Source organism: Streptomyces sp. NPDC051364, from assembly GCF_040682115.1.
In the GTDB taxonomy this organism is placed as follows: domain Bacteria; phylum Actinomycetota; class Actinomycetes; order Streptomycetales; family Streptomycetaceae; genus Streptomyces.
This window is the reverse complement of sequence record NZ_JBFBAH010000003.1, coordinates 356,119-375,569: the sequence shown is the minus strand read 5'-3', so window position 1 is coordinate 375,569 and position 19,451 is coordinate 356,119. Positions and strand designations below refer to the sequence as shown.

General features: G+C 68.8%; 22 protein-coding genes and 1 pseudogene. 15 read left to right on the top strand and 8 right to left on the bottom strand.

The features are described 5' to 3' along the window. Window positions 1-74: 74 nt before the first annotated feature. Together AB0M76_RS08770 and AB0M76_RS08765 are read right to left on the bottom strand one after the other, a co-directional pair. Window positions 75-1,262 carry a S8 family peptidase gene (locus tag AB0M76_RS08770; protein WP_365952212.1) on the bottom strand — a complete coding sequence of 396 codons (1,188 nt, stop codon included), beginning with the start codon at window positions 1,260-1,262 and terminating at the stop codon, window positions 75-77. 196 nt (window positions 1,263-1,458) lie between these two features. After that, window positions 1,459-1,872 carry a GNAT family N-acetyltransferase gene (locus tag AB0M76_RS08765; protein ID WP_365952211.1) on the bottom strand — a complete coding sequence of 138 codons (414 nt, stop codon included), beginning with the start codon at window positions 1,870-1,872 and terminating at the stop codon, window positions 1,459-1,461. 348 nt (window positions 1,873-2,220) lie between these two features. Between AB0M76_RS08765 and AB0M76_RS08760 the strand changes: the two genes are divergently transcribed. Continuing rightward, window positions 2,221-2,727, top strand: coding sequence for a hypothetical protein (locus tag AB0M76_RS08760; RefSeq protein WP_365952210.1), 507 nt, complete (start codon window positions 2,221-2,223; stop codon window positions 2,725-2,727). On the opposite strand, the gene AB0M76_RS08755 is transcribed toward AB0M76_RS08760, so the two are convergent. After that, window positions 2,697-3,395, bottom strand: a complete 699-nt coding sequence (locus AB0M76_RS08755) for a 4'-phosphopantetheinyl transferase superfamily protein (protein WP_365952209.1) — start codon at window positions 3,393-3,395, stop codon at window positions 2,697-2,699. The genes AB0M76_RS08760 and AB0M76_RS08755 overlap by 31 nt on opposite strands. Window positions 3,396-3,484: 89 nt before the next feature. On the opposite strand from AB0M76_RS08755, the gene AB0M76_RS08750 reads away from it, so the two are divergent. Beyond that, complete coding sequence (locus AB0M76_RS08750; RefSeq protein WP_365952208.1) at window positions 3,485-4,255, top strand: alpha/beta hydrolase; 771 nt, start codon at window positions 3,485-3,487, stop codon at window positions 4,253-4,255. A gap of 158 nt (window positions 4,256-4,413) precedes the next feature. On the opposite strand, the gene AB0M76_RS08745 is transcribed toward AB0M76_RS08750, so the two are convergent. Next, window positions 4,414-4,932, bottom strand: a complete 519-nt coding sequence (locus AB0M76_RS08745) for a hypothetical protein (RefSeq protein WP_365952207.1) — start codon at window positions 4,930-4,932, stop codon at window positions 4,414-4,416. Between the two features lie 302 nt (window positions 4,933-5,234). Here AB0M76_RS08745 and AB0M76_RS08740 point away from each other — a divergent pair, with 302 nt between their 5' ends. Together AB0M76_RS08740 and AB0M76_RS08735 are read left to right on the top strand one after the other, a co-directional pair. Next, window positions 5,235-5,720, top strand: a complete 486-nt coding sequence (locus AB0M76_RS08740) for a phospholipase (RefSeq protein ID WP_365952206.1) — start codon at window positions 5,235-5,237, stop codon at window positions 5,718-5,720. 786 nt (window positions 5,721-6,506) lie between these two features. Then, complete coding sequence (locus AB0M76_RS08735; RefSeq protein WP_365952205.1) at window positions 6,507-6,740, top strand: hypothetical protein; 234 nt, start codon at window positions 6,507-6,509, stop codon at window positions 6,738-6,740. Window positions 6,741-6,921: 181 nt separating this feature from the next. Here the strand turns inward: AB0M76_RS08735 and AB0M76_RS08730 are convergent. Then, window positions 6,922-7,119: pseudogene (locus AB0M76_RS08730) on the bottom strand (hypothetical protein); the annotation flags it as partial. Between the two features lie 87 nt (window positions 7,120-7,206). On the opposite strand from AB0M76_RS08730, the gene AB0M76_RS08725 reads away from it, so the two are divergent. Continuing rightward, a complete protein-coding gene (locus tag AB0M76_RS08725; protein WP_365952204.1) occupies window positions 7,207-7,470 on the top strand; it encodes a hypothetical protein in 264 nt (87 codons plus the stop codon). Window positions 7,471-8,249: 779 nt separating this feature from the next. Continuing rightward, window positions 8,250-9,359 (top strand): hypothetical protein, encoded by a 1,110-nt coding sequence (locus tag AB0M76_RS08720; RefSeq protein WP_365952203.1) that lies wholly within the window; start codon window positions 8,250-8,252, stop codon window positions 9,357-9,359. A 71-nt stretch (window positions 9,360-9,430) separates the two neighbouring features. Here the strand turns inward: AB0M76_RS08720 and AB0M76_RS08715 are convergent, their stop codons facing one another. Then, window positions 9,431-10,237, bottom strand: coding sequence for a DUF6602 domain-containing protein (locus tag AB0M76_RS08715; protein WP_365952202.1), 807 nt, complete (start codon window positions 10,235-10,237; stop codon window positions 9,431-9,433). A 303-nt stretch (window positions 10,238-10,540) separates the two neighbouring features. Here AB0M76_RS08715 and AB0M76_RS08710 point away from each other — a divergent pair, with 303 nt between their 5' ends. After that, window positions 10,541-11,098, top strand: coding sequence for a hypothetical protein (locus AB0M76_RS08710; RefSeq protein WP_365952201.1), 558 nt, complete (start codon window positions 10,541-10,543; stop codon window positions 11,096-11,098). Between the two features lie 418 nt (window positions 11,099-11,516). Further along, complete coding sequence (locus AB0M76_RS08705) at window positions 11,517-12,443, top strand: hypothetical protein (RefSeq protein ID WP_365952200.1); 927 nt, start codon at window positions 11,517-11,519, stop codon at window positions 12,441-12,443. 65 nt (window positions 12,444-12,508) lie between these two features. Here AB0M76_RS08705 and AB0M76_RS08700 read toward each other — a convergent pair whose 3' ends face one another. Together AB0M76_RS08700 and AB0M76_RS08695 are read right to left on the bottom strand one after the other, a co-directional pair. Then, the gene (locus AB0M76_RS08700; RefSeq protein WP_365952199.1) at window positions 12,509-13,246 is read right to left on the bottom strand and encodes an HAD family hydrolase; all 738 of its coding nucleotides are present in this window, start codon (window positions 13,244-13,246) and stop codon (window positions 12,509-12,511) included. After that, window positions 13,230-14,096, bottom strand: coding sequence for a winged helix-turn-helix domain-containing protein (locus AB0M76_RS08695; protein ID WP_365952198.1), 867 nt, complete (start codon window positions 14,094-14,096; stop codon window positions 13,230-13,232). The genes AB0M76_RS08700 and AB0M76_RS08695 overlap by 17 nt, the downstream gene beginning before the upstream one ends. A 451-nt stretch (window positions 14,097-14,547) precedes the next feature. On the opposite strand from AB0M76_RS08695, the gene AB0M76_RS08690 reads away from it, so the two are divergent. Genes AB0M76_RS08690 through traB form a run of 7 tightly spaced genes read left to right on the top strand, consistent with a single transcriptional unit; the run spans window position 14,548 to window position 19,448 of the window. Continuing rightward, window positions 14,548-14,811 carry a DUF6284 family protein gene (locus tag AB0M76_RS08690; protein ID WP_365952197.1) on the top strand — a complete coding sequence of 88 codons (264 nt, stop codon included), beginning with the start codon at window positions 14,548-14,550 and terminating at the stop codon, window positions 14,809-14,811. After that, window positions 14,811-15,086 (top strand): DUF6303 family protein, encoded by a 276-nt coding sequence (locus tag AB0M76_RS08685; protein WP_365952196.1) that lies wholly within the window; start codon window positions 14,811-14,813, stop codon window positions 15,084-15,086. The genes AB0M76_RS08690 and AB0M76_RS08685 overlap by 1 nt, the downstream gene beginning before the upstream one ends. A 32-nt stretch (window positions 15,087-15,118) precedes the next feature. Beyond that, window positions 15,119-15,931 (top strand): hypothetical protein, encoded by an 813-nt coding sequence (locus AB0M76_RS08680; protein ID WP_327132124.1) that lies wholly within the window; start codon window positions 15,119-15,121, stop codon window positions 15,929-15,931. After that, a complete protein-coding gene (locus tag AB0M76_RS08675) occupies window positions 15,928-16,269 on the top strand; it encodes an RRQRL motif-containing zinc-binding protein (protein WP_365952195.1) in 342 nt (113 codons plus the stop codon). Before AB0M76_RS08680 ends, AB0M76_RS08675 begins: the two co-directional genes overlap by 4 nt. 29 nt (window positions 16,270-16,298) lie before the next feature. Next, on the top strand, window positions 16,299-16,808 hold the full coding sequence (locus tag AB0M76_RS08670) for a hypothetical protein (RefSeq protein ID WP_365952194.1): 510 nt from the start codon (window positions 16,299-16,301) through the stop codon (window positions 16,806-16,808). Next, window positions 16,808-17,386, top strand: coding sequence for a plasmid transfer protein TraA (traA, locus tag AB0M76_RS08665; protein WP_365952193.1), 579 nt, complete (start codon window positions 16,808-16,810; stop codon window positions 17,384-17,386). The genes AB0M76_RS08670 and traA overlap by 1 nt, the downstream gene beginning before the upstream one ends. A 13-nt stretch (window positions 17,387-17,399) precedes the next feature. Then, window positions 17,400-19,448, top strand: a complete 2,049-nt coding sequence (gene traB, locus AB0M76_RS08660; RefSeq protein WP_365952192.1) for a plasmid transfer protein TraB — start codon at window positions 17,400-17,402, stop codon at window positions 19,446-19,448. The last annotated feature ends 3 nt before the right edge of the window (window positions 19,449-19,451 follow it).

Below are 19,451 nucleotides of genomic sequence, written 5' to 3'. Positions count from 1 at the left end.
GCGGCGGCGGGCGGGCCTGCCGGCCGGCGGCCGCCGGCCGGGGCCGCGGGTCCGAGGCCGCCCGCGCGGGCCCGTCAGCCCGCGGCCGCCGGGGCGCGCAGCAGCAGGTTGGCGGTGCCGGCCGGGACCCCGGCGAGGTGGTCCGGTACGGCGCCCCGCATCAGCGCGGCGGAGACCTCGGCAGGCGTCTTCGCCGTACCGCCCGCGGCGAGGCCGTCCGCGAGGATCAGGGCTGCGACGCCCGCCGCGTGCGGGGCCGCCATGGAGGTGCCGGAGGCACGGGCGAGGGCGGTCGCCCCGCCCTTCCAGGCCGACGTGACGGACACGCCCGGCGCGGCGAGGTCCACGCAGCTGCCGTAACTGGAGAACGGGGCCCACTGGTCCGCGGCGTCGGCCGCGCCGACCGTGACCGCCGCGGGGACGGCGGCGGGGGAGCCGGTGCAGGCGTCGTCGGCGGAGTTGCCGGCGGCGACGGTGAAGGTGATCCCGGCGGCGATGGCCCGCGTCACGGCCGCGTCCAGGGAGTAGCTGCGGGTGCCGCCCATGCTCATGTTGGCCACGGCGGGGGTGCCGGGGGCCTTGGCGGCGTCCTTCACCATCCACTCCAGGCCGCCCAGGATGGACGTCAGGGTCGCGGACCCCTTGCAGTTGGCGACCTTGACGCCGACGAGGGAGACCCCCTTCGCGACCCCGTACGTCGCCCCGCCCAGGGTGCCCGCGACGTGCGTGCCGTGGCCGTTGCAGTCGCTGGAGCTCTCGAGGAACACCCCGTTGTAGCCGACCCGGGCCCGGCCCCCGAACTCCTGGTGGCCGGTGTTGATGCCGGTGTCCACGACGTACGCGGTGACGCCCTGCGCGGTGGTCGCGTACGTGTACGAGCCATCGAGCGGGAGATCGCGCTGGTCGATCCGGTCCAGCGGCCACGGCGCCGGGTTCTGCGCGTCGCTGATCCGGAACTCGGCGTCCGGCTCCACCGAGGCCACCCGGGGGTCGGCGGCGAGGGCGGCGGCGCGGGCGGCGGTGGTGCGGACGGCGAAGCCGCTGAAGACGGTGTCGTAGACGGCCCCCACCTGATCCCCGGCGCCCGCGGCCTCGGTGGCCAGGGCGCGGGTCGGGGCGCGGGAGGCGGCGTCCTTGAGGACCACGACGTACGGGGCGGTGGCGGTTTCGGCGCGGTCGGCGGCGAGTGCGGGGGGCGGCGGCAGGGCGGTGGCCGCCGCGAGCAGGGCGGCGGCCGGGAGCAGCGCGGTGAGTGCGGTCATGCGGCCGATGCTCGGCGAGGTGCGGGCCGGGCGCGCGGAGGGTGCGCCGAGTGGGCGCACGACACGCCGCCGGACGGATGAGGCGGTGTCCGGCGGTTCACGACCCGGCCCGGCCCGCCGGACGCCCTGATGGCGACGGCCTCGGTCGTCTCTCTCGGGCGCCGCGGGCGATCCGAAACGGCGGCTTAGCCCCGGCTCAGCCCGCGAGGGGCCAGCCGCGCATGGCGAAGACGCCCTCGTCGCGGGAGCCGGCGGAGGCGTACGTGGCGAGGGCGGCCTCGTTGTCGGTGTCGACTCCCACCCACATGCCGTAGCAGCCGCGCGCCTTGGCCTGGTCGGCGAGGGCCGCGGTCAGGGCGCGGCCGATGCCGCGGCGCCGGTAGCCCTCGTCGACGGAGAGCTCGTACAGGCACATCTCGGTGCCCTTGTCGGGGTGGCTCATCTCGACCCCGGAGACCATGCCGGCGGGGATGTCGTCGACGTAGGCGATGAGCATCAGGTGTCCCGGCGCGGAGAGGAAGCGCTCGGACCAGTCGAGTCGGGCGGGGCCGTCGAAGAGCCCCTCCGCGGCCTGGAGTTCGGCGACGGTACGGGCGGGGCGGATGTCCATGGCGGTCACGATAATGGGCGCATGACGTGCGGCGACCTTGATTTCCCCACGGCGTGGCGAACCGCTCCGGAGGCGGTGTGCAGGGCGCTCGAGCCGGCGTACGAAGCACTGGCGGCCGGGGGCTGGCGGTGGGGGCGGTCCTGACGGACGCGGCGGGCACGGTGCTCTGCGAGGGCCGCGACGAGGCGTACGAGGAGGGGCCGTCCGAGCGGCCGTCCGGCGCGGGCCCGCTCCGGGGCACTCCGCTGGCCCATCAACGTCTTGAACCGGGCCGGGCTGGTCCGCTGCAACGCCAACCCGGCGTAACAGGAAGCCCCGTCATTTATGGCGGGGAGGAGTTACGCAGAGATGAACGCGCTCGGGGCCGCCCGGACGGGGTGGGACCTGGGCGGCGCGACCTTGTGGAGCACGCAGGAGCCGTGCGGGATGTGCGCCGCGGCGGCGGAGTTTACGGGGGTGGGCGAGGTGCGGTATCTGGCGCCGGACCCGTGGGCGCTGGAGGGTGGCTCCGGAACGGGAGCCGAGGCGGAGGGCGGGGTGTGGCTCCTGGCGGCCAACGTGATGTTCCTGCGGAGCGTATGGCCGCCGCGCCGGGCCCGGGGAGCCGCGGATCCTGACACACCACCGCACCGCGGAACCGGAGCCGGCGTCCCTCCACGACGCCTTGCCCCCGGGGCTGCCCGCGTCCCCCGCGGTGGAGACCTGGCCGGCACCACTGTGGCCGCCGGTGCGCTCGGCTGCGGCCTCCCGTACGAGCCGTACCTCCTGATGCCGTTTCTGCTGCGCGACCGCGCCGCCGGGCGGAGTCCTCGGGCCGGGGCGGGTCAGGTGCGCAGGGCGAGGGCCGCCGCGTAGGCCGGCGGTGCCGGGAGGTCCGTCACGTGCCAGCCGGGGACGGGCGCCGGGTGGGGGCCCGTGCCGACGTACGGGTCGGCCAGACCCGCGGCCAGGCCGGTGCCCGTCCCCTTGAAGTAGGCCTCCTTGCGCGACCACAGGCGGGCCAGTGCCCCCGGCTGCTCCGCCGCGGGCAGCGCGGAGAGCTCCGCGGTCTCCGCCGGATGCAGGCTGGTCAGGACGTCCGCCACGGCTGCCGCGCTCGGGGTCGCCTCCACGTCGATCCCGACCGGCACCCCCGCGAACGCGAGGTACGCCAGCTCGTCGCTGTGCGAGAGCGAGAACTGCACCGCGCCTCCCGCCACCGCCGGCCGCCCGTGCGGGCCGTCGCAGCACGGGCAGTCCTCCCGGACCAGGGCAACGTCCTGCGGGGCCAGTCCGAGGTAGCCGCCGAGCAGCACCCGCAGCCCCACGTGGGAGGCGAGGAACCGGTGCCGGTCCTCGGCCCGCACCAGCCGCTGGGCCCGCTCCCGTTCGTTCGCGTCCAGGAGCGCCGAGGTCTCGTCGATCCGGTGGCCGCCGACCACTTCGAGGGTGGTGTCCAGGGACCACACCGTCACGGCCGTCCCCGTCGGGACCTCGCCGGTCCGCGGTGGGTCCTCGCCGAGTCGGTTCACGTACGTACTCACCCGACGAGGGTAGACCAGCCGTTCGAGGCGGTCCTGGTTAATCTCGTCCTCTCGTCGATCAGCTGATCATCCGATCAAAGGAGCTCTTGATGCGAAGTGCCGCCGTCACCCCGGAAGATGACCGGATCCGCTGGGTCGAGCTGCCCGGGGAGGAGCCCGCCCGGGTGTACGTGCACGGGCTGGGATCGACCTCGCCCGCCTACTTCGCCGCGAGCGCCGTGCACCCGCTCCTCGCGGGCCGCCGCTCGCTGCTGGTCGACCTGCTGGGGCACGGGCACAGCGACCGGCCCGAGGGTTTCCCGTACACCCTCGAGGCGCATGCCGACACCCTGGCCGCCGCCCTGGACGCGGCCGGTGCGACCGGAGTCGAGCTGATCGCCCACAGCATGGGCGGCGCCGTGGCCATCGTGCTCGCCCACCGGCACCCCCGCCTCGTCTCCCGGCTGGTGCTGGTCGACGCCAACCTGGACCCGGTGCCGGTCGTTCCGCGCACCGCCGGCAGCAGCGGCATCGCCTCCTACACCGAGGAGGAGTTCCTGGCCGGCGGCTGGGCCGAGGTGCGCGACCGGATCGGCGCGCACTGGTGGTCCACCATGCGCCTGGCGGACCGTACGGCCCTGCACCGCACCGCCGTACACCTCGCGGCCGGCACGACGCCGACCATGCGCGAGCTGCTGCTGGAGCTGAAGATCCCGCGCACCTACCTGCTGCCCGCGGTCGACGGGCCCCTCGACGGAGCCGAGGCCCTGGAGGCCGCCGGAGTGTCCGTGGTCCCCGTTCGGGACTGCGGGCACAACATCATGCTCGACAACCCGGAAGCCTTCGCCCGGGCCACCGCGGCCGCACTCGCCCGCGACTAAGCGGTCTCGGGGAAGTGGGGTGCGTTTCCGCGTCGTGCGGTGCGGTGGATCGCACGGCGGAGCGGCGTCCCCGTACCGGGCGTACTCGGGTGCCGCGACAACGCGGCGAGGTGCCGTGCCGGGCGGCGCGGGGGCGCGGTCCACTTCCCCGAGACCACTTAGCCGCGGCTGCGTGCGTGGGCCGTCGCCGGGGTGCCGTCCTGCTGCGCCCCCGGCGAAGGGGTCCCGTCGGTCCAGGCGTAGACCCGCTTGCCGCGCACCGCGACCTGGTACTGGTAGAAGTCCCGGCACTCGGGCCGCTCCTCGGCCCGGGTGCCGTGCGGCCACCACTTGGCGCTCAGCTTCCGCCCGCCCTGGTCCTTCGGCGTGCCCGCGGTGCACTGCGGGCCGTCCAGCGGGGTCGCTCCGAGCGTGAAGCGGATCAGCCGGGCCTCTCCGGCGCTGCGCACGCGTATGCGTATGTCGGTGGCGTCCTTGGGCACCCAGGACGGCAGCGTGAAGGACTTCTCGCCGCGGGTGGGCGCGTCGGCGGCGGTAGCGAAGTGCTTGCTCTTCTCCTTGAAGACCTGGTCGTTGATGGAGTCGGTCAACGGGTTGGGCGGGAGATTGGGCAGCGCGAAGGCGGCGGTGGCGACGACTCCCACGGTGGCGGCGATGACGAGGGGACGGCGGTTCATGTGATCCAGTCTCGGCCGCGGCGCTCCCGCGCGCGTCCCTCCCCAGGACGAACCTGGTGTCTGCCGGAAGTCTGATACCGCGTCCTACCTGAGAGCTGCGTCGGTCAGCGACGCCTGCTGCGGGACAGGGCCAGGACCGAGCCGGGACGCCACTGACCCCTCGTCACCCCGACACCCGGGCCCGGCGAGCGGCGTTATAGCGGCGTTAAGGGGCGGCGATAGGACGTGCCCCGAGGGTGGAACCCGACGCCGTACCGGGGGTTACCCCGGGCGGCCCCCCACTCCCGTCCTGGAGGAATGCCATGCGCCGTCGTTCCGCTCCTCTCCTCGCATCGGTGGCTGCGGCCGCCCTACTCGTCGTCGCGACCCCCGCGTCGGCGGCCCCGGCCGACAAGCCGCAGGTCCTCGGCGGTTGGACGCAGACCAGCGCCGCCAGCTTCAACGCCTGGGTCGCGGCGCGCGGCAACCAGGGCACGTGGGGGGCGTACGGATTCGACTGGTCGACGGACTACTGCTCGACCTCGCCCGACAACCCGTTCGGCTTCCCCTTCCAGACATCCTGCGCCCGCCACGACTTCGGCTACCGCAACTACAAGGCCGCAGGTGTATTTCCGGCCAACAAGTCCCGGCTGGACGATGCCCTCTACGCGGACCTGAAGCGGGTCTGCTCGGCGTACTCGGGTGTGAAGAAGGGCTCTTGCGACAGCACCGCGTGGACCTACTACCAGGCCGTCAAGGCCTTCGGTGTCTCCCCGCAAGATGCGCCGCAGGACGCGCCCGCCGCCTGAGCCGTCCCACGATCGACCCTGTCCCCCCCTTGATCTCCGGTCCCGCCCGCACCCCCGTCGGGCGGGACCGGCCGGGTCCCCCGCACGTCGGACTACGTCCAGGGCCGTTCGGCTAACCCACCCGCGCGATCCGCAGGTCGACGACGTAATGCTCTTGGGCGGTCCCACCCGGGAACAACGCAGAAGAGCCGCTCCCGCTCGGCGCTGAGGAAGTCACCGGTCCCGGGTCGGCCGACCAGGAAGAGGGAGTGGGTCGCCAACTTGGCACGATGGGCGTCGATCGTGATTTCTCGGGACCAACGCAGCAGCCGGGTGGTGAACTCCAAGCTGCCCTGCGACCGGGGATGTTCGTTGATGTGCCAACCGGGACCGAATCTCTCATCGATCCGGGCCTGTTGGTCGGCGATCCGCTCGACGCCGACGTCCGGGTCGTTCGACCAGACGGCCGGCGCCCCGCCGGGCCGCAGCACCCGCAGGGCTTCCGGCCCGGAGCGGGCCGGATCGGTCCAGTGCCAGGACTGCGCGCGTACGTAAGGAGGTCGAGGGACCCGACAACAGCCCGGTCGCGATCCCGGTCCCGGCCCCCACATCGGCAACTCGCGCCCCGCCCAGTGCAACCCCGGAAACCTCCTCCAAGGCGTCCATCAGCGCGTCGGTATACGACGGCCGATGTTTCCCATACCGCCCGGCCGCCGACCCGAACGACCGCGCCCGCTCAAGAGATCCGTCCGCCATCCGCCCACCTTCCCGCATCACCCCATTTCCACACCGGGGCACACTGGGGCCATGGCCGCTCTCGTCTACTTCCGAAAGATCTCCGAGGACGCGGAAGCGGTCCGCTACGCCTTCGGCCCCGACCCGGAAGACCTCCCCCGCACCCTGACCCTGAACAAGGCCTCCCGTACCTCCGCAGTGGACGACGGCCGACTCGACCACCTGTCCCTGAAGGCATCCCGCAAGATCAACGCCCTCCACTCCCAATCCACCCACTGGCCAGACCGTGGCATGAGCGCCAGCTAGTGCCGCGTCAGGCGGCGTTCGCCCCGTCGCGGCGCCCGGCACGCACTCTCGCCGCGCCGGCCGAAAGCTCAAGTACGTCCAGTACGAGCGCTTGCTGCCGGCACGCCGAGAGCACGCACCGGACGCCGCTCCTTGACGGGCAAACGCTGCCTGACGCGGCACTAGCCCTGCCGCCCCTCAGGTAGTCGTCCAACTCCGCTGGTGCAGACACCCGGTGCACCTTGGCGTTCGTCGGCCCGAACGTCAGCCAGCGCACGTCCTTTGCCTCGTCGAGATGCCCGTCTGCGCGACCGGCGTCCTTCGGCCGGCCCGCCATCACCGCGGCACCGAGGTGCTACTGCCCGGTGACGACCTCCCGTTCCAGGGACGCGTCGGCCTGCCCGGCTCCCGATCTGACTCGACATCAGAACGGTATCGGCGGCACACGCAAAGGACGCCCCCTCCCGGCCCGCAGGCCAGGAGGGGCGTGCTGTTCGGCTTCATCCTGGAAGGCCGGCCCGCACACGGCGACATCGACCCGGACGAGGTCTCCCTACTCGGCTTTCGTCTCATCGAACCGGACGGACCCGACCCGGCACAGACTCAGGCTGAACTGCGGAAAGAGGTCAAGCGCATGCACCTCACGACACTTCGCCTTGACTCCGACGGCACCCTGACCGAAGTGCCCCCGGCTGGCCGCTGGCCGCTGGCCGCTGGCCGCTGGCCGCGGCTCAGGCCCGTGCCCTCCTGAAGCCCGTCAGGCAAGTCGTGCCCCTCCGCCTCGGCGGCCCCACTGAAGCGCCCCTGACCTGCACGAAAGCCCTCCCCGGAGGGAGGGCTTGAGGTGGCTGGTGGAGAGTGCCCCCGGCAGGACTCGAACCTGCGGCCAAGTGCTTAGAAGAGACCGACGCGATTCCTTGCTGCACCCCCTCTGACCTGCGCCGCAGAGGGGGTTCCGGCCGATCGGCTCCCAACTTCTCGCCAGATCACCGGAACCCCAGCCTCCGCAGTCTCAGCGACAGAGCCCGGCCGTCACTTCTTCCGGAGCTTGCGCATCTTGGCTTCGGCTTCCTTCCTCTTCCTCTGAGCCACCCCGTAGGCAGACCACGGCCCTTGGTGCTTGGCGCACCGCGAACTACCTGTGATCGCCTTGTTCTGGCACCGGCTCCCGCTTTGCGTGGGAGCCCCGCACTTCGGCTGCGTCACCTTGCCCCTCCCTGCGTCCGGCCTCGCCCCTGATGGGGCGCCGTAGCGATCGAGGATCCACGGCAGACGGGAGGCGCATCCAAGGCAGACAGGAGCACAGCCGGCACACGGCTCCGGAGGCCTCGTGCGTCCAACGCGTAGCAGCAGGTCAGCGACTTAGAGGGGCCCGTCCGCTGTCAGTGAGTCCACAGATAGGCCGCGGCTTGACTGGTCACCGAGCGTCCAACGTCTTGGGACCGCTGGTGGACTCGACAAGCGACGAGCCTAATGTCCGCTCGATGCAAAGCTGGTAGGACTGTCAGTGCGGTGATCTAGGGTCCATTTATGACCGCTAGCGTTGAAGTGATCAACCCCGGCGACGTGCGTACGCGCACTGAGATCCGTGCAGCGTTCGGGGGAAGCCCACAGGGAGGGATCTGCCCCTCTGACGGCATGCACACCGTCAACCTGTACTCGGACCCGGACGTGGGCGAGCAAGCCGGCTACTACGACGGCTGGTTGGCTGAGGAAGACGAGCTGGGGCCGATCTTTGAGTACACCGGCGCCGGCAAGTCTGGCAACCAGACCTTCGATGGAGTCGCCGGCTCAGGGAACCGGGCGATCCTGCGTCACGCGGAGCAGGACCGGGTACTTCGCGTATTCACGCGCGTGGGCAAGGTACCTGGGAGCGACACGAAGACGCACCGATACCTGGGAACGTTCACGCTGGACGGCATGCAGCCGTACGTGTGGCGCAGAGTCCACGGCGAGGACGGTCAGGAACGCAGCGTCGTTGTGTTCCGGCTGCGCCCCGAAGGTGCTGTCCAGCACGCCGCGCAAGACGTAATCCCTGCCGCAGAAGAGACTACTGCCGAGTTCGTTCCCTTCCAAGCCGTCACTGCGGCGATGTTCCAGTCAGAACCTGCAACAACCGGCGCTCTGCCGCTTCCCAAGCAGCGCGTCCGTAAGGGGACCACCGGACGAAAGGCAGCCCCCAACGCGGAAACCAGCGGCACTTTTGTGGTTCCTGAGGCATTCAGCACCAAGCTGAGCATCCGTGCTGCCACGGCCGCCACGGTTGCCGTCCGGCATGAGGCTGAACTAACGCAGGCCTACAAGGCGCTCCTGGAGTCTGCCGGACACCAGACCGGTGCCTTTCAGATCAAGGTGAAGGGCCTCACCTCAACGCTCCGTACGGACCTGTATGACGCGACGGATCACGTGTTGTACGAGGCGAAGGGATCGAACTCCCGAGAGGACATCCGGATGGCCCTGGGGCAGATCCTCGACTACAGCCGCTACGTCAAGACGCCGGAACATGAGGGTGAGCCCAAGCGTGTCATCCTGTTGCCGGCGGCTCCCCCGCCCGACATGTATACGCTGCTCGATCGATATGACGTCGAGGTGGTGTACCGATCCGACGATGGCCGTTTCGTCGGATCGCTAGTCCCTTAGGGCGGTTGCAAGCACAGCTAGCCTCTCCGTCGCCACGCTGCTAGCAGCGGAGAGGAGCTGGCGCATGCTCGCTAAATCATCCAATGCCTGGATAGCCGCCCCAACGGTGTTGCCCCGGAATAGGGGATGAGGTCGAGAGGATTCATCCACGCATCTGAGAAATGGATGTTGAGATGAAGCGCCAGTGCTAGCAAGATGTCTTGTTCGGGTTCGGCATCTACCTGGAAGAGCGATGCGCCTGCCACCGGAGACCTGAAGAGTGAACCCGTGCGGGCATCTCCCCACTGCAAGTGCCCCTTACCTGCAACCCACACGCTGTCCGGCCAGTCAATAGGGTTGCGGCTTCGGCACCAGTCCACAAGATGGGCTCCGATGGTCTCCAGCTTGAGGCTGTCGAAGGCGACGACCATGCCCGACGTCGGGAAGAAATCATACGCCTCGCCGTATGCCCTAGTGGAGCGAGGGATGATCCCAGCGATCGGCCGGTATGCCGTTTTAGGCATCCTGCGCATCCTGCTGATCTTGCTGCAGGCGTCCGTGAGCTGCGTCCGATCGAGCTTGGTCTTGACTTCGACTACGCCGTATACGCATTCATTCGGGATGATTCGGAAACCCTGAAGGCTGGTAAATGGGGGCGTTCCGCGATCAATGAGGACAATGTCAGACTGTGGCGATACGTCGCCATTCGTTGCGATGACCTCTGCATTGTGAACCGCTTTGACATGAGTCGGTAGATATCCAGAGAGAAACTGCTGGATGAGGACCTCTCGCGACGTGCCGGCTTCACCGTTGTGATTAAAAGTCTGAGACTGCTCAAAGTCGGCTCGCATCCTCTTCGCCACTGAACCTAGGATCTTGCCGAGCTTCTCTTGGGTCATGCACGGAGCTTAAAGGCGTTGCCTGCTTGCCGGGAGATCAGAAGTGGCGGCGAGTGTGGCTTGAAATCAACTACTCCGCCTGTCTGGTTTGGTCTAGAACGCATCGTGCTTATGGCTTGCGTTGGCGACTACTGCCACCCAGTGCGGGCCCTCCGCCTGAGTACGAGCCCCGATGCCCTCTTGCGTAGCTCCGTTCCAGGAAGCACGGTTTGTGGGGATGCTGCTCGGCGCTTCGGCGCCACCAGGGGAGGGCGGTACGTCTTGGGCACAGCAACTACATGGGCGCGCACAACCTTCGGGGACGTGGCCGACCAGCTTGCCGAGGTGATTCCGCATTGCCTCATACGAGCCCACGACAGGGCTCGCCACGGACTTGAAGGTGTCCACACTCAGACACTCGAGGCGTACGGCCACGGCCTGCACGCCGTGCAGTACGAGGAGCTCGCCGCCGGCCTAGCTCCCATCGGTGACGCCACCCCCGTCCGCTTGCAGGGGCGTACGGTGATGATCGTCGGTGGCCAAGTGATCTACCCGATCCGTTACGCGAAGAGGGACGTGCCCGTCACTGCCGCCCGACTGCGTAAGGCGGTCGGCTTCCGTGCGGACCTCATACGCCGCCATGGACCGGAGCCGATGCAGCAGTCCTTCGACTTCGGCCTGGAGGAACTCGACGGCCCCGAGGCTCATACAGATCTCGGACTACTCCCTGAGGACGTCCGCCTAGTCCTCGTCGCCTACGCCTGCTCCATGGAGCGCGGCATCATTCGCATCGAGTGGGGCTCTGCGGAACTGCGCCGCGAAGACCGCTACCTCATCTGGCACCACCACGAACCGCTTGTGCACAACTCCAGCAGGAGCTAGCTCTGATGCTGCCGATCGGCGGTCAGCCGTTCCTCGTGCCAACTGACCACGCGAACCGCTGTACCCACACGGGGCGAGGCTATGAGCTTGGGAATCCCCGCCCCTGCGACGCTGATTGCCACCCTGACCAGGGTGTTTGCTGGTATCGCTGGTTCCATGACGTGGGTACAGGTGACCGCTGTTTACCGCGTGTGGCCACACGATGTGGTGCGCAAGTGGTGCTACCAGCCTCTTCCGATCTTGGAGGATGACGGTGTCGTCCGCAGCGTCGGGTGGGCCTGCAACCTCAGAGTGGGCGGGTAGTTCTCCCGCTCCTTGCTGGCAGCCAGCCTCCGCCCCTGTCGTCCGCACTCGACCGTTACTTGCGGATCCTGCGGACTGCCTGACCTGCAGTGCACCGGATGGCTAGCATGCTGTGATGAGCGCAAACCCTGCCGAATTTCTTGGAATTCAAATCCCGACCCTAGCGCTAGGTGTCGGGTTGCTCAGCCTCACCGTGGCCGCATTTTCGCTCGGATGGCAGATTACCAAACACGTCCTTGATGGTGGGCGTGTCCGAGTCTATCTAAATGCGGGTATTCTCGGTGAGGGCTCGATCGCCGTCAACGAAACTGGGGAATGGGCGATTCCGTACCCATTTGAGGGTGGTCTCCACTCCGCTCATATTGAAATAGCTCAACTCGTCGTAGAAAATCCCGGCCGGTCTAGTGTGACGATTTATAACCCAGCGCTAGTCGTGACTGGAGTTAAGGAGAGCCACTATTCCGTGTGCCCTTCATTCTTCAAGTTTAATAGCGATGACACCATTTCGACAAAGAGTGTATTCCGACTTGAGCCGTATGCCAGGGTCACTTATCTGTTGGACTATTGGCGCGTGATTCCCTTCCTTCGGGAAGGGGCGTCTGGTGAGCCTGTTCGGCTGCAGGGAATGGTTAAGGTGGCGGGGCGGAGAAAGCCTCAGAAGTCGAGTAGGCGCCTCGAGTGGGTAATTCCAAACGAGGCGTGGACCGCCCGATCGGACGTCACGGAAATTGATCCCCACACGGTCATGTGGCGCGAGTTGTATAGGGAATTCTGTACATCCGAGGTTGCTGACGCTGAGGATGCTGAAGTATCCTTCAATCGCCTGAAAATCGTCCTCCAGAGGGCGAGGAGGACGCTTAAGGAAATGCCCACAGTGGACCAGCTGGAGGAAGCTCTGAATTCAAGTGCTGATGCGTTGAGGGTGCCGCGGTCCTATTTTGGTTGGACTGCATTCAATATGCATCAAGCTCTGATGTTGCATAAAGATCACCTTGGTGCTTGGGATTCTGGAAAGCATCCCGGTTCGCCCGCCTCGGAGTGAATCTGCGCGATTTGACTGTGCTGCGGATGGTCGGGTAGTGAGTTGCTCACACCTCGGAGTCCCTGTCATTCTCGGCGCCGCCCCCGCCTACCGAATACCTGATTCCCGTCAAGCAGGGTCAGAGAGTCTGCGATCTGGCGCATGTCAAGTACCACCGCATCCGCACCGGCGGCGGCCAACGATGCCTCCTTGTGCAGCTTGTTCGCGTACCCAATGCTCTTTGCTTCAGCAGCGTGCGCCGCTTCGATGTCCGTTAGTGAATCCCCGATGAGTACGGTGAGCTTGGATTCCACGCCGAACGCCGAAGCGGCGGCGAGTAGGGGGTGTGGTGAGGGTTTCATCAGGTCAGGCCGCAGCACGGGACGCCCGATGATCTTGTCGACAAGCCCCACGATTCCGTGCTGGGTCAGGTATTCCAAAACGCACTCGGTTGAATTGTTGCTCACGATCGCGACGTAACGTCCTGCTTCGCGTGCTGCGTGAAGAGCTTGAACGGAGCCGTCGGTAGGGGCGCCGGCGACCTTAACTGCCCGGATTTCCGCCGCCGTCAGAGCCGCTTCCACTGCCGCGAGGACAGTGCTGCCCCCCTCCTGGGCAAGGCTATGGACTTCCATAGGGTCGCTCGTGGCTCGCGCGGGACCTCCCAGGGCCGGCGCCAGTGCCGCGAGCAGGTCGGTCAGCTCGTCAGCGATGTTGGGCGCGGGGAGGCCGCGGAACACGTCGCAGATAGGTCCATCGAAGTCGAAGAGGACGGCCTTTGAGGTGCGAAGTACGGTGCCCAGTGCTTCAGCTTGCGTCGGCACTGGCGTTCCTTCCGATGGTTTCCCAAACGCTGTCGAACCACATGCGGGCTTGCTCTACCTGCTGCGCTCCGCTGGATGAGTCGCCGTCGTTGAGTGAGTAGTGGAAGAGGATCGTGTCCTTGCCGACGAGGTCATAGATATCGATGACCTCGCCCTGAGCCACCACCTTGTTCGGACGGATCGGGTAGTAGCCGAAGAAGGCATCCTCGTTGTTGATCACATAGAGCTTGAAGAACTGCGTTCCGCTGTGGACGCGCACGTCGACAGTGCTCTCCTGGACGAGTCCGAGGTGGCTGAGCTCGCTTATGGCATCGGAGATGCTTCGCGTGTAGCCGACCATGATGTCGTGCATACGAGCTCGAAGCCGCGGGTCGTCTGCGCAGTCCTCGCGACGCACGGGCGCCGCCTGGGGTACCGACATGTCGGGGACCAGGATGCGGATGCGGATGCTCGACGGGGTGAGGCGACCCACGCGGATCTTGTCGAGAGGCTCTTGCAGGGCTCCGTGCAGGGTCTCGCTGGAGAAGCCAGCGAAGTCGATTGTCACGTTCCGGCTGGCGAAGGCCTGCTCGACGTAGGGCCGCAGTCCGGCCGGCCGCTCCGTGCGGTTCCGTACGAACACGCCGCTGCCCTTGCGCGAGACGACCAGGCCTTCGTCTTCCAGGTCCCGCAAGGCTCGCTGAATCGTCGCGCGGGCGAAGCCGTAGTGGTCGGTCAGCATCTTGTGCGACGGCAGCCGCTCACCGGGAGCCAGCTTCCGCGTCCGGATCGCGGCGCCCAGGCTGCGCGCGACCTGCTCGTATGGCGGCCGGTCGTCGTCCGGGTCCAGAGGCTCAAGCGCAAAGGTCATGGCTCGATGCTACGACCCACCTGGCTATTTGGGCAGCATGGATAGTCATGTCTTGACGTGACTAGCCAGGCTGGCTACGTTGTTCTCGTGCCCACCGGGCTAGCCAAGTTGGTCAGGCTGGACGGGTGATCTGCGCCTGCATCGGTGCTGGTCAGGGGTACTGAGGCCTAGCAGCCGAGGGTGCCGGATCCCTTGTCAACCGGACGGCAGGTCTCTGCCTACAAGCGGGAGCACGCTCCCGGAAAGAGACGCAATCGATCTGATCAACCCCTCCGCCGCACTCCGCGCATGGCGGCCGGTTGCCTCCCCTGCCCGTCCAGCGCATTGCCGCTGTACGGGCGGGGTTGAGGGGAGCCGGAGTCTTTCCTGCTTCACAACGACGTGCAGCCCCGGTGCTGGAACACCGGGGCTGCTGTTCGGGCCCGTTCCTGTCTGAGAGGAGCAAGACCCAATGAAGTCCATCGGTGCACGTCACACGGGTGTTACCCCGCTGCCGGCCGACCTGGGGCCGACGGACGCAGAGCTGGACGCGATCGAGGCCGAGATGCCGGTGGTCTTGGCGGAGGTCGAGTTGCTGGACGCGCTGATTGCGCTGCTGGACCGGCCTGCGTCGGATTTCGGCGCCCGCCGGATCCGCCGGGCACACCGGCGCGTACTGGCAGCCCGCCGGAACGCGGCGAACAAGGCCCCCACGGCCGCCGACGAGGTGGCCTGATGAACCTGAAGGCGCACATGTCGAACCGAGCCGACTGGCACCTGTTCGTCGTCCTGATGACGGAGACCCGCTGGCCGTCGCACGAATGGCTCGACGGAACCTCGATCCCGACGCCGGCGGAGCGCGTCCGCGTGCTGGCCGACCTCGGCTACGAGATCGAGCCCGGGGCGGAGTGGTCCTGGATCGAAGGAGACCCCGCCGAGGACTGGGACGCACCGGTCCTGCTGATGGCCAGCGTCTCCGTCCGGCCGCTCGGGTCGGGAGACGAGCGGTGAGGGCGCGCAGCACAGCGGCTCAGATCCGCGCGTTGGAGCGTCTGCTGGGCTCGCTGACCCGGGTGCTGGTGTTCATTTGCGCGGTGGCGCTGGTCTTCACCGCGACCAACGTCACGACATTCGCCATCGATCACCATGTATCGCCGTGGATCGCGTGGCTGCTCGATCCCATGGTGGCGGTGGCCCTGGGAACGGTCCTGCTCTTCGACGGTCGGCTGTCCGAGTACGGACTGCGGCCCTCAGGGTGGGCGTCGGTGCTGCGCTGGTTCGCCGGTCTGGCGACGTGGGTGATGAATTGCTGGGGTTCCCTCTGGCCTGAGGGGACACCCTTCGGTGTCCCCCACAACGTCGACCCCGCCGGCCTGGTCCTCCATTCCATTCCCCCGGTGCTCCTGATCGCGCTCGCTGAAGCGATCAGCCACTACCGGCGGGCGATCCTCAACAAGATCGAAGACCTGCGGGCCACCTGGGTGGACACCCCGGCCGCCGAGGTGAACACTCCGTCCGTCCACTCAGTACCGTCCCCGGTGTCCACCGGCCCGGCCGCCGACACGACGGCCCCGGATCGGACGGGCGGTCGTCAGGGATCGTCGCTGGTCATCTGTGGTGGACAGCGGGTGTATCCCCTGACCGTCCCCCGCTCGTCCACCGTCGTTCCCCTCCATTGCGAACCAGTCGTGAAGCTGCCGGCGGAGGACGCGAAGCGGATCATCCGCGCGTGCTGGGAGAACGGCGAATCGATCGGGAAGGCGGCCCTGAAGTCCACCCGGTCCACCTCCTACGTACACAAGGTCTACACCCAGCTCGCTACCGCGTCCTCCCCGCCTGAGGGGGAGGCCCTGTGAGCGCCCTGCCCGTCTACCGCTGGCGCCTCGCGCCCGATGGGCTGGCCACTGTTCGCCAGCTTCGCGCCGTGGGTCTGCGCCCGGGTGGATCGGACGTGGTCGCGCAGGTGGAACGGCCGCGGCGGCGCCGTCCGCCTCTGGTGGCGTTCCTCTACCGCATCGACCACGCGGTGCCGGTGCGGCCGATGACCCCGGCCCGGTGGGCCGCCCTCGCCGCCGCGAACCTGGCCCGCCGCACTTGCCTGACCTGCCACCGGGACGCGGGATACGTGATCCCCGCCCGGCTCGGCGAGTGCGTGCCGTGTGCGTTCCCCGACTCCGAACCGTGCGCCGCCTGAACCTCCCCGACCTTGTTAGGAGTTCTGCTGTGTCTCGCCGTACGCGGCCCACGGCCGCATCCACGATCCACATCCCGCGTCAGCGCGGCGGCCGGCGGGAGCCGGTGATCCTCGTCGTCAGCTCCGAGCCGTCCCTGACCCTGACCAGCCGCGCTGCCCTCGCGGTGGGCCGGTGGGCGTGGAAGCACCGCCTCTCCTGGGCCCCCACCGCCGTCGCCACCGCCCTGCTCGCCGTGACCGGGGCCGTCCACCTGATCGAGCCCCGCACGGCCTGGTTCCTGGCCGCACTCGCGCTGGCTCCGGCCGGCGTGTGGGCGTGGGGCATGCTGCGCCGTCCCGCCTCCCGGCAGGCCGCGCTGTGGCGGGCCGTCCTCGCCGCGTTCACGACCGCCGTCAGCGCGTGGTTCGCGCTGGCCGTGTGGTTCGCCCCGACCCGCCCGGCCCTGTTCACCGCCTGGGCCGTCCTGACCCTGGCCGCGCAGGTTGCCTGGCTCATTGCCCGCCGCATGACCCTCGTGTCTGAGAAGGAGAGCGCCTGATGGCGAACCCCAGCAACGCCGCCGGCTGGAAGCCGGGCGGGCAGCAGGCCCGCACTCAGCGGACTCGGTCCGCGCCGCGGGCCGGTGCCAACGGCTCTCAGACCAAGGTCAACAACAAGACCTTCTCGCCGGGCTTCACCCTGAACGTCAACGCCGGCGGCCGCGGCAACGGTGGCGGCCGCCACGCCGCTCCGGCCGGGGGAGGGCAGGGCGGGAGCCGGTCTCAGTCCCTACTGCCGGCACCGGAGTTCACCTCCCCGGCGCAGGTCCGCCAGTACTGCAACGCCGTCCGCGCCGCCGGCGTCGCCCTCTCCATCGAGGTCGCCATGGGCGCCGAGATCCTCAAAGCCACCCTCGTCCAGGTCCCCGACCCGGACGGCCGGATCGGCGGCTCTCGGTTCCGGGCGGCGAAGGTCGCGCGGAAGATGCAACGCGCCGCCGACGCACTGCGGGACGCGGCGAAGAACGCCGCCGCAACGTACGCCTCCTTCCAGCAGGAGTATGAGGAAGAGATCAACCGCGTCCGCCACCGCGCCCGCAAACCCTCGCAGCCGCGCATGGACTGGGGCCAGCTCTAGAAGGGAGTAAGTCATGGCCACGACTGAACGCACCACCATTGAGCAGCAGTACGAAGACCAACTCCGCGGCTCCTCCGACGGCGCCGGGATCACCGCCTACGTCCTGCACCGCGCCAAGCCCCACCTCCCGCCGTGGCTGTGCGCCGGAGGGCTGGGGCTGGCCGGTGCGCTGGGCAGCGTCCAGTGGGAGGGCAGCGCCGCGGCCGGCGTCGGCCTCACCCTCGCCTCCGTCGCCCTGACCGGCCTCACCTGGTGGGCCGGCAAGGCAACCGGGCAGCAGCGGCGCCTGCACTCGGCCATCACCGTCGCCGCGGGCTCCGCCTGGCTGACGGGCGCGTGCCTGGCCGGACCCACCGCAGGGGCCCTGCCCGACCTCTACCTGATGGGCGCACCCGCGCTCGCCCTGTCCTGGAACATCCGCATGGTCTTGCGCCGCAACGTCGACGGCACCGCCGCCGGCAGCACGGACAAGGGCCTGCTGGAGAAGGTCGGCCTGGCACGAGCACAGATCGGCGCTACGTCCGTGGAGCCGAACCGGGTCACCGCGAAGATGGCGCTGGAGGCCGGGGAGCAGACCAACGAGGACGTGTCCCGGGTTCTGCCGCGGATCGCGTCCGCGCTGGACCTGCCGAAATCCGCGGTCCGCTACATGCCCGACCCTGACTCGGCCCGCCGCGGGGAACTCGTCATCGTCCCTGAGGACATGCTGGCGCAGGTCGCGGAGTGGGAAGAGCCGTCCAACCTGGGCGGCTCGATCGCGGAGCCGCTGGTGCTCGGCCGCTACGACGACGGATCGCCGCTCGTCCTGTGGCTGCCCGGTGATCCCGAGATCAAGCGCAACGCCACGCATGTGCTGATCGCGGGCGGTACCGGATCGGGTAAGGGTGAGACTGCTCTGAACCTGATGCTGGAGATCCTCTCCCGCCGCGACGTACTCCTGTGGGTCAGTGATCCGAAGATGTTCCAGGACTTCCGCCCCCTGCTGCCCGGCATGGACTGGGCTGCCGAGGGCGGACCCGACACCGAGGTCATGGTCGAGGCGATCAAGGCCGTCATCCCCGCCCGGACCCGCTGGCTCGGCGCCCACGGATACCGCCAGTGGATCCCCGAGGCCGCACTGCAGCAGACCAGCCGCGACCACACCTGCCGCCCGGACGGGCGTCCGTGCGGGTGCGAGGGGATGCCGTTCCTGGTCACCTGGATGGAAGAGGCCGCCAACACCCTCCGCCTCATGGGCGACGACGCGTTCACCGGCATCGCCCAAGAGGCCCGCTCCGCCGGCGTCGCCCTGATCGTCTCCCTGCAACGCCCCTCCTACGACCAGATGTCCACCTCCACCCGCGCCTCCCTGCCGTCCGTGATCGCGCTCGGCTGCGACCCCCGCGACGAGGGGTTCTCCCTCCCGGACGTGGTCATCGATGCGGGGGCGCATCCGGGGGCATGGGGGAACCGGCGGCCGGGCTACTGCTACGTCGTCTCACCCGGCATCCCCGAGGACCGCTACCCCTCCCCGGGCCGCACCTTCGCCGTCCCCCACACCGCCACCCCCACCATCGAGGCGCTTGCCCGGTGGGCGCAGGCCAACGGCGCCACCGCCGATCCGATCACCGCGGGCGCGGCGCGGGCGGTGGCCGGGCAGAACTACGCCGGCCGTACCGTCCCCGGTGCTGTGCCGACTCTGCGGCCCGCCGCGGACGAGGGGGACGTCCGGATGGAAGCGGAATCCGGCGGACTGCTCGTGGACCCGGAGGATGCGGGCATCGACCCCGAGGCTGATCTGCCCGTCGGGGAGGACGGCGACGACACTCCGTTGTGGGAGTCGCCGGGGCACAAGCCGTCCCCGGAGGAGGCGCGAGAGTTGTTCGCGTACGCGCTGGACGACTTCGAGAGCGCGGGTCGGATGGTGGTCGGTCCGAAGGACTTCATGGACTGGTGCGACCGCCACAACCTGTCCCGCCCCTGGGTCTCCGCCCGCCTGAAGGACGCTGCCCTGGACGGTCGGCTGGAGCCGACCTCGGCCACCGGTAGGTGGCGAATCGTCCCCACCCTCAAGATCGCCTGACGC

What these genes read in the sequence shown, in the direction of transcription:
- AB0M76_RS08770 (WP_365952212.1), bottom strand. Translation starts at nt 1,262, where the DNA reads ATGACCGCACTCACCGCGCTGCTCCCGGCCGCCGCCCTGCTCGCGGCG.
- AB0M76_RS08765 (WP_365952211.1), bottom strand. Translation starts at nt 1,872, where the DNA reads ATGGACATCCGCCCCGCCCGTACCGTCGCCGAACTCCAGGCCGCGGAG.
- AB0M76_RS08760 (WP_365952210.1), top strand. Translation starts at nt 2,221, where the DNA reads ATGAACGCGCTCGGGGCCGCCCGGACGGGGTGGGACCTGGGCGGCGCG.
- AB0M76_RS08750 (WP_365952208.1), top strand. Translation starts at nt 3,485, where the DNA reads ATGCGAAGTGCCGCCGTCACCCCGGAAGATGACCGGATCCGCTGGGTC.
- AB0M76_RS08745 (WP_365952207.1), bottom strand. Translation starts at nt 4,932, where the DNA reads ATGAACCGCCGTCCCCTCGTCATCGCCGCCACCGTGGGAGTCGTCGCC.
- AB0M76_RS08740 (WP_365952206.1), top strand. Translation starts at nt 5,235, where the DNA reads ATGCGCCGTCGTTCCGCTCCTCTCCTCGCATCGGTGGCTGCGGCCGCC.
- AB0M76_RS08735 (WP_365952205.1), top strand. Translation starts at nt 6,507, where the DNA reads ATGGCCGCTCTCGTCTACTTCCGAAAGATCTCCGAGGACGCGGAAGCG.
- AB0M76_RS08720 (WP_365952203.1), top strand. Translation starts at nt 8,250, where the DNA reads ATGACCGCTAGCGTTGAAGTGATCAACCCCGGCGACGTGCGTACGCGC.
- AB0M76_RS08715 (WP_365952202.1), bottom strand. Translation starts at nt 10,237, where the DNA reads ATGACCCAAGAGAAGCTCGGCAAGATCCTAGGTTCAGTGGCGAAGAGG.
- AB0M76_RS08705 (WP_365952200.1), top strand. Translation starts at nt 11,517, where the DNA reads ATGAGCGCAAACCCTGCCGAATTTCTTGGAATTCAAATCCCGACCCTA.
- AB0M76_RS08695 (WP_365952198.1), bottom strand. Translation starts at nt 14,096, where the DNA reads ATGACCTTTGCGCTTGAGCCTCTGGACCCGGACGACGACCGGCCGCCA.
- AB0M76_RS08690 (WP_365952197.1), top strand. Translation starts at nt 14,548, where the DNA reads ATGAAGTCCATCGGTGCACGTCACACGGGTGTTACCCCGCTGCCGGCC.
- AB0M76_RS08685 (WP_365952196.1), top strand. Translation starts at nt 14,811, where the DNA reads ATGAACCTGAAGGCGCACATGTCGAACCGAGCCGACTGGCACCTGTTC.
- traA (WP_365952193.1), top strand. Translation starts at nt 16,808, where the DNA reads ATGGCGAACCCCAGCAACGCCGCCGGCTGGAAGCCGGGCGGGCAGCAG.
- traB (WP_365952192.1), top strand. Translation starts at nt 17,400, where the DNA reads ATGGCCACGACTGAACGCACCACCATTGAGCAGCAGTACGAAGACCAA.